The sequence below is a fragment of the Tissierellales bacterium genome, from assembly GCA_035301805.1.
Taxonomy (GTDB): domain Bacteria; phylum Bacillota; class Clostridia; order Tissierellales; family DATGTQ01; genus DATGTQ01.
The window spans coordinates 1-9758 of sequence record DATGTQ010000263.1 but is presented as its reverse complement, the minus strand read 5'-3'; the positions used below and the strand labels follow the sequence as shown (position 1 = coordinate 9758).

General features: G+C 28.0%; 8 protein-coding genes. All 8 read left to right on the top strand.

The annotated features are described in order from the left end of the window. A partial coding sequence (rimM, locus tag VK071_12915; protein HLR36214.1) for a ribosome maturation factor RimM occupies nucleotides 1-479 on the top strand: 479 nt, incomplete at its 5' end. Further along, nucleotides 479-1219 (top strand): tRNA (guanosine(37)-N1)-methyltransferase TrmD, encoded by a 741-nt coding sequence (trmD, locus tag VK071_12910; GenBank protein ID HLR36213.1) that lies wholly within the window; start codon nucleotides 479-481, stop codon nucleotides 1217-1219. The genes rimM and trmD, both read left to right, overlap by 1 nt. A 229-nt stretch (nucleotides 1220-1448) precedes the next feature. Then, nucleotides 1449-3731 carry a hypothetical protein gene (locus tag VK071_12905; GenBank protein HLR36212.1) on the top strand — a complete coding sequence of 761 codons (2283 nt, stop codon included), beginning with the start codon at nucleotides 1449-1451 and terminating at the stop codon, nucleotides 3729-3731. Between the two features lie 36 nt (nucleotides 3732-3767). Beyond that, nucleotides 3768-4067, top strand: a complete 300-nt coding sequence (locus VK071_12900) for a WXG100 family type VII secretion target (protein ID HLR36211.1) — start codon at nucleotides 3768-3770, stop codon at nucleotides 4065-4067. A gap of 72 nt (nucleotides 4068-4139) precedes the next feature. After that, nucleotides 4140-4544, top strand: a complete 405-nt coding sequence (gene essA, locus VK071_12895; GenBank protein ID HLR36210.1) for a type VII secretion protein EssA — start codon at nucleotides 4140-4142, stop codon at nucleotides 4542-4544. Beyond that, a complete protein-coding gene (locus tag VK071_12890) occupies nucleotides 4513-4752 on the top strand; it encodes a hypothetical protein (protein ID HLR36209.1) in 240 nt (79 codons plus the stop codon). The genes essA and VK071_12890 overlap by 32 nt, the downstream gene beginning before the upstream one ends. Nucleotides 4753-4765: 13 nt before the next feature. Continuing rightward, the gene (gene essB / locus VK071_12885) at nucleotides 4766-5878 is read left to right on the top strand and encodes a type VII secretion protein EssB (GenBank protein HLR36208.1); all 1113 of its coding nucleotides are present in this window, start codon (nucleotides 4766-4768) and stop codon (nucleotides 5876-5878) included. Further along, on the top strand, nucleotides 5879-9758 hold a 3880-nt coding region (essC, locus tag VK071_12880), incomplete at its 3' end, for a type VII secretion protein EssC (protein HLR36207.1).

Genomic DNA, 9758 nt, shown 5'->3' with positions numbered 1-9758 from the left:
AAATTATAAATACCCATGGAATAAAAGGAGAAGTTAAAGTCTTACCCTTTACAGATAATATACATCGATTTGATGAATTAAAAAAAATTTATATTGGAGAATATAAATTGAAAGTAGAAATTACAAATGTTAGGTATAAAGATAATATTGTTATGCTTAAATTTGATAATTACCATAATATTAACGAAGTAGAGAAATTTAAAAATCAAGATGTGTATATAGATGAAAAGGATAAAATTGAACTAAATGATAACCAATTCTTTATATTTGATATAATAGGATGTACTGTTTTAGATACTTTTGGGAGGAAAATTGGTACTGTAATAGATGTTATTAAATTAGGTTCAAGTGATATTTATGTCATTAAAGATAATTCTATAGACAAGGAATATTTAATTCCAGCAGTTGAAGAATTTATAAAAGATATAAATATTGAGGAAAAGATAATTAAAGTAGATCCCATTGAAGGATTGATATAATGAGGATAGATGTGTTAACATTATTTCCTGAAATTTTTCAGTGTTTTTTCCAATGGAGTATTATTGGTCGGGCTATGGATAAGGAATTGGTCAGTTTGAATTCTGTAAATATAAGGGATTTTTCTAAGGATAAACATAAAAAGGTAGATGATTACCCTTATGGTGGAGGTCCAGGTATGGTTATGCGGCCCGAGCCTATTTATGAAGCTATAAATAATGTTAAAACTGATTGTTCTAAGGTTATATATTTATCCCCAAAAGGAATTCCTTATACCCAAAGTGTAGCTAATAGATTATCTAAAGAAACACATTTAATATTATTAAGTGGTCATTATGAAGGAATAGATAATAGAATTATAGAAAACTATGTAGATGAAGAAATCTCTATAGGAGACTATGTTTTAACTGGAGGGGAAATCCCAGCATTAGTTCTAGTAGATTCCATTGTCAGACTTATTCCAGGAGTACTGAGTAGCGAAGATTCTTATATGGAGGAATCTCATTACAATGGCCTTTTAGAATATCCTCAATATACTAGACCTAGAGATTTTAAGGGACATATAGTTTCCCCTGTTCTTTTATCTGGAAACCATAAGGAAATAGAAAACTGGCGATTATATGAGTCATTAAAATTGACCTATTTAACTAGACCTGACTTAATAGAAAAACTAGATTTAACTAAAGAAGAAGAAAAAATGCTAGAAGAAATATATATCGAGTTAAAAACAAATAATGAATAAGAGTAAAAACCAGCATGGATAAAAAATGCTGGTTTTTTGACGAATTTTATCGAATAATGTAGATATTACGGGGAAAAAAGTTGTTGACATAAGTTGTTATTTAATGTTAATATGAGAAATATAGGTATAAAAAACATAAAATTAAATCTCCTAAATCTTTTGTTAAGAATTAATATTAACAATTTTTGCTTTACAAAATATACATAGTTAGGAGGTGTTATACGAGAATATGGAAGAGACTAAAAAGAAAAATTCGGGTTATTTACTCAAGATCCTTATTTTAATTGCAATAGTCTTTTTGAGTTTCCTATTAGGAAATTATATCGGTTCTAAAAAGGAATTTAAAATCATTGAGAAACCAGTTAAGAAACATACTAGTGAAAAGATAGCAGTTGTAGATTTAGATGATGGAGTAGAAATAGGTAATGAAAAAAAATTATATAGTAAAGAAATAATAGAACTACCAGATTTAAACTTTATTCATACAGGATTAGGGGATGCCCGATCAGGGTTAGAGGAAGGAACTTATGGGGCCTATATTGTAATTCCCTCAACTTTTTCAGAAAATGTATCAAGTATAAATAAAAATCCAACAAAAGCAAAACTTAAATGTGAAATAGGTAGTAATATTGATGAAAATGTAAGGCCCCAGGTTATATATAATTTATTAAGGTTTGAGAAAAAAGTTAATAATGATTTAGGCTATATCTATGTAAATAATATTTTAAAAGAATTTCATGAGACCCAAGATATTTCTAAAAAAGTTATGAAAAATGATTTAAAAGATAAACAAGCCATATTAGAAATAGAGCCAAATGATTTAATTGAAATGATAAACATGCCTGAACTTGAAAGACTTGATAATACTGCAGAACCAATTGATTTTTCAGATTACATTAGTAAAAACCAAGACCTTGTCTCAGCTATGAATGAAGAATTCACTAGGCAAATTGACGTAAACTTAGAAGATATGTACACCTTTGTAGGTGAGGGAGAAGAGGTAATTAAGGAATTAAACAAAATGATTGTTGCAGTAGGAAGAGTGGATGTATTAAGGGATGAAGATGGAAACCCGGTTTATAAGGCAGGTAGAGATAAACTTAATAATGAAATGAAAAGTTATAATGATGGTTTATCCGGTAATAAGAAAAATATAGGGGAAGATGTAAAAAGAGTTTCAGCAAAACAAAATGAAATAAATGATATTTTACGAGAAGTAGAAAAATTTAGTGAATCTAAGGATGAAATTGAAGAAGGTATTGACAGTAAAATAAAAGATGATTTAAAAAATTTAGTATCCGTAATGGAAATTCGTAGGAATGGACCTAAAAACTTAAATATTCGATATGAAAAAGGACCAGGTATAAATATAAGTTTTGGCGAAGTAATAGGTAATGAAGAAGAGGAGAAAAAAAAGGAAGAGAGAAAAGAGAAAGAACAAGCATATTTAGATGTAGTTCAAAGAATTCTTACAGAAGTTAATGGAAACCCAGAAATTAGAGAAAAATTAAATTCGGATGAAGAATTTATGGGGCTAGTAAATAAAGCAGGTTTTGAAAATTTAAGACGTTTGTTAAGAGCAGATGTAAGGAAAAATCTACCTGAAGAAGATGAATATGAATTAAAAATATTAGAAGAAGAAGAAGACATAAACAAATTTTTGACATATGCAAATGAAGAAATAACAACTTTTGAACCTGAAGTAAAAATAAGTCAAATTATTGATGAGTCAATTAATGTTTCAGAAATAATAGATGAACAAACAGACAATATAAATAATACTAAAGAGAATGTAGGTAAAATAGAAAAACTAAAAGATGAGGAAATGAATACAATACTAATGGAAGAAATCCTAAAGCCAGTAGAAACACGAGCCGAAAACATAGGAGAAGAGTATAGTAATAGGCTAAAAACAGAAAAGAACATGGTAGAGAACTATGGCAATAATATAAGTGCCTATGTCCCAATAGATAGCTCTTCAGAAATAGAAGATAAATTAAATACATTAAGTGACAATACAATGGATTTATCTACTAATCTTCATGATAATAATGATAAATATTTATCTCTTGTTGATAAAGTTTTTGAAGGTGCTGATAAGAATACTAGTATTATGCTTGAAAGTATTGATGATGCAATGGAAAGCTCAGAGAAAAAAATCCATGCAGGATTAAAGGATGCTAAAAACATAAAGGATGATACAAGTAAGGAAAATCAAGAACTTTTAGATTCATTCTCAAAGAAATTAGGTTATACAAGAGTAGGATCTCTCGAATATACTCAAGTTTATGACTTTATTGTAAATCCAGTAAATATAGAAAATAGTAATGATATTGTCAAAAATGGTATAGATATAGACATAAATAAAAAAGAAGAACAGGATAATTTCCAAGTAACAGAAAGTGAAAATAATTTAAATTTAATTTCAAATTATAAGGTTTTAATATTAGTGTGTGTTAGTCTAATTTTTCTATTAATAATATTCGTATTATTAAATAGAAAAGAAACATAACATAAAATAAAAATATATAAAGGGGATGTGAATAATATGTCAATGGGGAATATTAGATTAAGTCCAGATGAAATGAATCAAAAAGCTACAGAATTTAATCAACAAGGTGAAGAATTTGAAGCATGTGTTGAAAAAATGGGAAGTTTAGTTTCAGCTTTAGAACAAGAATGGGAAGGACAAAGTAGTCAAGCATTTGCTCAGCAATTTAATGATTTACGACCAAGCTTTCAAAAAACAAAAGAATTAATTAATGATATTGCTCAACAATTAAGAGATGTATCAACGGCTATGGTAGATGTAGATCAAGAAATTTCTCAAAGAATTGGCCTAAAATAAACTTAAGAAGCCATTAGGAACTTTGGTCTCCTAGTGGCTTTTTAACATTTCACTTTAGTTAGGAGGATTTTAGTGGGAGAAGAAGATGTTAATATAGATCCCTCAGTTTTAGAAGATAAAGAAGATGGTTATTCTTCATTAACAGATAAATATAATATAAAATTATTTACTGATGAAACTAGAGAAAATATTAATAAGACAATAAAAAATAAAAAAATGGAGGAAAAAGAGAAAAAGGATATTTTATTTACAGAAAAGCAAAATATGAAAAGTAATATTTATATAGATACTAAGGAATCTCTATTTTTAGAAGAGAGGCAAATCACTATAAATGACAACTATGATGAACTTGGATCAAAAGAAGGTTATATTTTTAGTGGTATTTTTATATTTTTCTTTATAATAGGTACTCTGTTATATTATAGATTAAGAAGGAGAAGGTTAGATGATATTAGCATTGACCATTTCGACGAATAATGGTGAAATAAGAAGGAATATACAAGTAAATTCCGAATTGAAAATAGAAAATATGGTAGATATATTATATAAAAATAATGTATTGACAAATTTACATAGGGATGATTATAAAATTAAGTCAATTAGACAGGGAAAATATATTAATAAGCAACTCAGTTTTGAAAAAGCTGGAGTTTTTACAGGAGATATACTAGAAATTATAAATTAAGGGGGAAAACTTGTTGACTAGTGAAGACAAGAAAATCATATCAGAAACAATTAAAGAATCATCTTTAAACGCTAAAGATAATTATGATTATAGAAAGTTAGAATTACCTAAGAATCATTTCATAGATTTAAAAATTGAAAGTAAAGAAGAGGATTTAATATTCCATTATAATTTTTCCAATCTATTAGAAGCTAGTAATCTTAAAAAAGAAAATTCATTAACTAAATTAAGGTTTTTAATTAGTGTTTCAGAATTAGAAAAGTTAATAGGGGAATATGAATTTTCTTTAGAGCCAAAGAATCTCTATTATGGCAAGGATGAACAAGCACAGATTAAAATGAGAGATATAAGAATAAATAAGGATGATAATGATTTCCTAAATCAATATAAAGCTCTTATAGGCGATACTTGGCAAGATGAATATTCCTATGAAGACTATTTAGAAGGTGGGGCTCAATTATTAGCAAAGAACAAATTCTTAAAGAAAGTATTGGAAACCAATTCTATTGAAGAAGTTGTAAATACACTAAATGATAAATTTGAAGAAATAAAATCAGATAGACAAAAAAATAAAATAATAATTGATAAAAAGAAATATAAAAATCGTAAAATGTTATCAACTATAACTATGGTATTATTAATAATTGCTGGAATTTATGTAGTTTATATGCATATTAAAGTACTTCCTTTAGAAAGGGCTATTTCCAAAAGTAATGAAGCATATATAAAGAAAGAATATGTAGATGTTATTGACATATTGAAAGATGTGAAAATAAAGGATATGGGAAAAACCCAAAAATTCATTTTAGCAAATTCTTATATAAGAAGTGAAAGTTTTACTGACGAACAAAAAGAAAATATTTTTAAAAATGTTTCTTTAGATAGTAATGATGAAATCCTAGATTATTGGATACATTTAGGAAGAAGTGAATTAGATGATTCAGTAAATATAGCAATGAAATTATCTGATGATGAATTATTACTATATGCCTATATGAAACAGCTAGATAAATTGGAAAAAGACACTACTATGGACGGAACAGAAAAGAGTTCTAAAATAAAAGAGCTTGAACAAAATATAGATTCATTACTAGAAAAATTTAATGATAGTGAGGAAGATTCATAAATGGAGAGTATAATATTAAAAAAATCAAATAAGTATGTAGAATTGCCTGTAGATAAAAATATGGCCTTTAAAGGACATATATTTACTAAGGCAGGTGAAAGATTAACTAAGCAATCTAAGGAGGGAGAAGAAGAAATATTACCATATAAATGGTATCACCTATCTCCAGATGAAGAGGTCTTTTATTATCCTAATGAAACTATAAGATTGGTTAGGAAAGAATATATAACCGTTGGTAAAGAAAATAGTGATATTAATATAGAAGATATTAATTGTAACTGTATAATAGCTAATAATGAATTGATTATTTCACAGGAAAATATTGATAAAAGCCAGGTATTTATAAACGGTGAAGCATTTCGAGGCCAAAGATATAGAATAACATCAGGAGATACAATTTTTATTGACAATTATATGTTTACAATTTTAGAAAATGAAATTATTGTAAAAGGTGATATTAATAAAATAGAAACAAAAATATTAGAATTAGCACCATTTTATGAGCCTTTTGAGGACTTTCCTAAATATAAAAGATCTCCAAGAATTATAAAAAGGGTAAGGGATAAAACTATTGAGATAAAAGACGCTCCTCAAGAAAGGACTATGGATAAAAGAAACCTTGTACAAATTATAGTACCTCCTATTGTTATGATGGCTGTAACCATTGCTATAAGCATTTTATTAAAAAGAGGAATATATGTATTAATGTTTGTAGCTGGAAGTATTGTTACTACCATATTTTCAGTAGTAAGGTATGTAAGCGATAAAAAAGAATATAAAGAAACTAATGAAAAAATTAAAAAAGTTTATAATGCTTATTTATTAAGAAAAAGAAAAGAAATATACAAAGCATATAATGAAGAAAAAGATGTCTATAGTTATAATTATCCTAATATTAAAGAAATTGAAGAAATGATTGAAAACTACAATCATCGAATATATGAAAGAAGTTCTAATGATTCAGATTTTTTAAATATAGCCTTAGGTTATAGAACTGGACCTACGAATTTAAAAATAAAAGTGGGATACAACGAGCTTGCTATAGAAGATGATGAATATGAAGAAGAAGCAAAAAAAATTGAAAAAGAATTTTCAACAATAGATGGTAAGCCTGTTGTTGTTGACTTAAAAAAAGCACATTTAGGCATTGTAGGTGAAAAGTCTAATATACATGAACAGTTAAAAATTATCATATCTCAAATAGCCTTTTTTCACAGTTACCATGATGTTGAAATAATAACTATATATGATGAAAAGTATAAAACTGAATTTGAGTGGATTAATTGGTATCCCCATTCAAAAATACATCAAATAAATATACTTGGCTCAATTAATAATGAAAGAAAAAGAGACCAAATAATGGGAAGTCTACATCAGATTTTAAAGGATAGAAAACTTAAAATTGAAGAGTCAAAAAAAGAAGCAGCATATATCCCTCATCTTGTATTTATAATAGATGAACCAAAACTTATAATGGATCACTCTATAATGGAATATTTAGATAAGGAAGGGTATTCCTTAGGATTTTCTATTATATATACAAGCCATTTAAAATCCAATTTACCAGAGAATATAGAAACTGTAGCAATGTTAGAAAATTCAGAAGAGGGAACTCTTGTTTTAAATGAGAAAGAGTTAGTAAATTTAGATATTCAATTACAACATGTTGATGATATAGATTTAGAATGGATGGCCAGAAATTTAAGTGTATTAGACCATGTAAAAGGAATGGTGTCGCAAATACCGGAAAGTATAACCTTCTTTGAAATGTATAATATTGAACATCCTAATGAATTAAATGTGGAAGCTAGATGGAATACTAATGTAGCTTATAAAACTTTGGCAGTGCCCTTGGGAGTTAGAGGGACAGAGGATTATGTATATTTAAACCTTCATGAAAAAGCTCATGGTCCCCATGGACTAGTTGCTGGTACTACTGGATCAGGAAAATCAGAAATATTACAATCATATATTTTATCCCTTGCAATAAATTATCATCCTCATGAAGTAGGATTTTTACTTATTGACTATAAAGGTGGAGGTATGGCAAGTTTATTTAGGGATTTACCACATTTACTAGGGGTAATTACCAATCTTGATGGAAGTGAAAGTATGAGAGCTTTAGCTTCTATAAAAAGTGAATTGGCTAGAAGACAATTAATTTTTAATGCTTTCGATGTAAACCATATTGATGATTATAGTAAAATATTTAGGGCAGGAGAAGCTGATGAACCTATGCCTCATCTTTTCATAATAAGTGATGAGTTTGCAGAACTAAAGAAGGAACAACCAGAATTTATGTCTGAACTTGTATCTACTGCCCGAATCGGCCGTAGTTTAGGAGTGCATTTAATCCTTGCAACTCAAAGGCCTAGTGGTATAGTTGATGAACAAATTTGGTCTAATTCAAAATTTAAGTTGGCATTAAAAGTACAAAACGAAGCTGATAGTAAGGAGGTTATTAAAACTCCTGATGCAGCAAATATAACTGAACCAGGTAGAGCGTATTTACAAGTAGGAAATAACGAAATATATGAGCTATTCCAATCGGCTTGGAGTGGTGCTGATTATGTTTCTATTGAAGAAGAAGAAAAGATTGACGATAGGATCTACCTTATAAATGATTTAGGACAAGGCGAATTGATAAATGAAGACCTTAGTGATAAGAGAAAGTCTGAACATGTACAACAAACGGAATTAGATGTAGTAGTTGATTTTTTAGATGAATTATATAAAAAGGAAGACTGTGTTGAAGTTAAAAAGCCATGGTTGCCACCATTGAAGAAGCAAATTAGTATACCAGAGAAATTAAAAGATGAATTGCCAGAAGAATTAAACTTAGATTTAAGTCTAGGAAGAATTGATATTCCGGAAAAGCAAGAACAAAAAGACTATTGTATTGATTTAACAGGGGAAGGAAATATTTTATATATAGCATCATCTGGTTATGGAAAGACAAGCTTTTTATCGACTTCAATACTATCCCTTGCACAGAAAAATAAAGTAGAAAACCTTAATTTCTATATATTAGATTTTGGAAGTAATGCTCTTGTATCTCTTAATAGACTAAACCATGTATCAGATTATATAACTTTCGATGATGAGGAAAGAATGAGTAAATTTATAAGAATAATAGAAGAAGAATTAAGTATAAGAAAGCAAAAATTAGCAGAGAAAATGGTACAGAATATATCTATTTATAATAGAGTAAGTGAAGATAAACTTAGGTCTATTGTAATAGTTATAGACAATTATGATGTAGTAAGGGAACTAGGTTATGAAGTAGAGGATTTCTTTACAAAAATTTCTCGAGACGGTCAAGGCCTTGGCATTTATCTATTGGCGACAGCAACTAGATCAGGTGCTATGAAGTATGCAACACTAAATAATTTTAAAAATAAAATTGCAGGCTATAACTTTGATGCAACGGAAATAAATATGATAGTAGGTAGAAGTCAATATCAACAATCAGAGATAAGAGGTCGAGTATTAGTAAATTATGAGGATTCAGTTAATATGATGCAAATGTATGTTATAGATGAGTTTAAAGATGAAATAGAGTATAATGAAAATATTTCAAATTTAATAGATAATATAAATGAAAAAACCTATGGTGTTAAGGCTCCAAGAATACCAGTATTGCCAGATATATTAGACTATAATACTATGATGGATTATACAGGAGAAGATAAGGAGATATACCTAGGTTTAGATAAAGAAAAAGTAGAGCTATGTGGTATCAACAAAGATGCGAGTCCATTTGTAATAATTGGAGAAAGTGGTATAGGTAAAACAGATATGTTGAAAATTATCTTAAAACAGATACCAAAGAAAAGAAAAGTTTATCTCTTTGACTCTACAAAAATGGAATTATACTCAA

Bases quoted from the DNA above. Each gene is read 5' to 3' on its own strand.
- trmD (HLR36213.1), top strand. From the start codon at position 479: ATGAGGATAGATGTGTTAACATTATTTCCTGAAATTTTTCAGTGTTTT.
- VK071_12905 (HLR36212.1), top strand. From the start codon at position 1,449: ATGGAAGAGACTAAAAAGAAAAATTCGGGTTATTTACTCAAGATCCTT.
- VK071_12900 (HLR36211.1), top strand. From the start codon at position 3,768: ATGTCAATGGGGAATATTAGATTAAGTCCAGATGAAATGAATCAAAAA.
- VK071_12890 (HLR36209.1), top strand. From the start codon at position 4,513: ATGATATTAGCATTGACCATTTCGACGAATAATGGTGAAATAAGAAGG.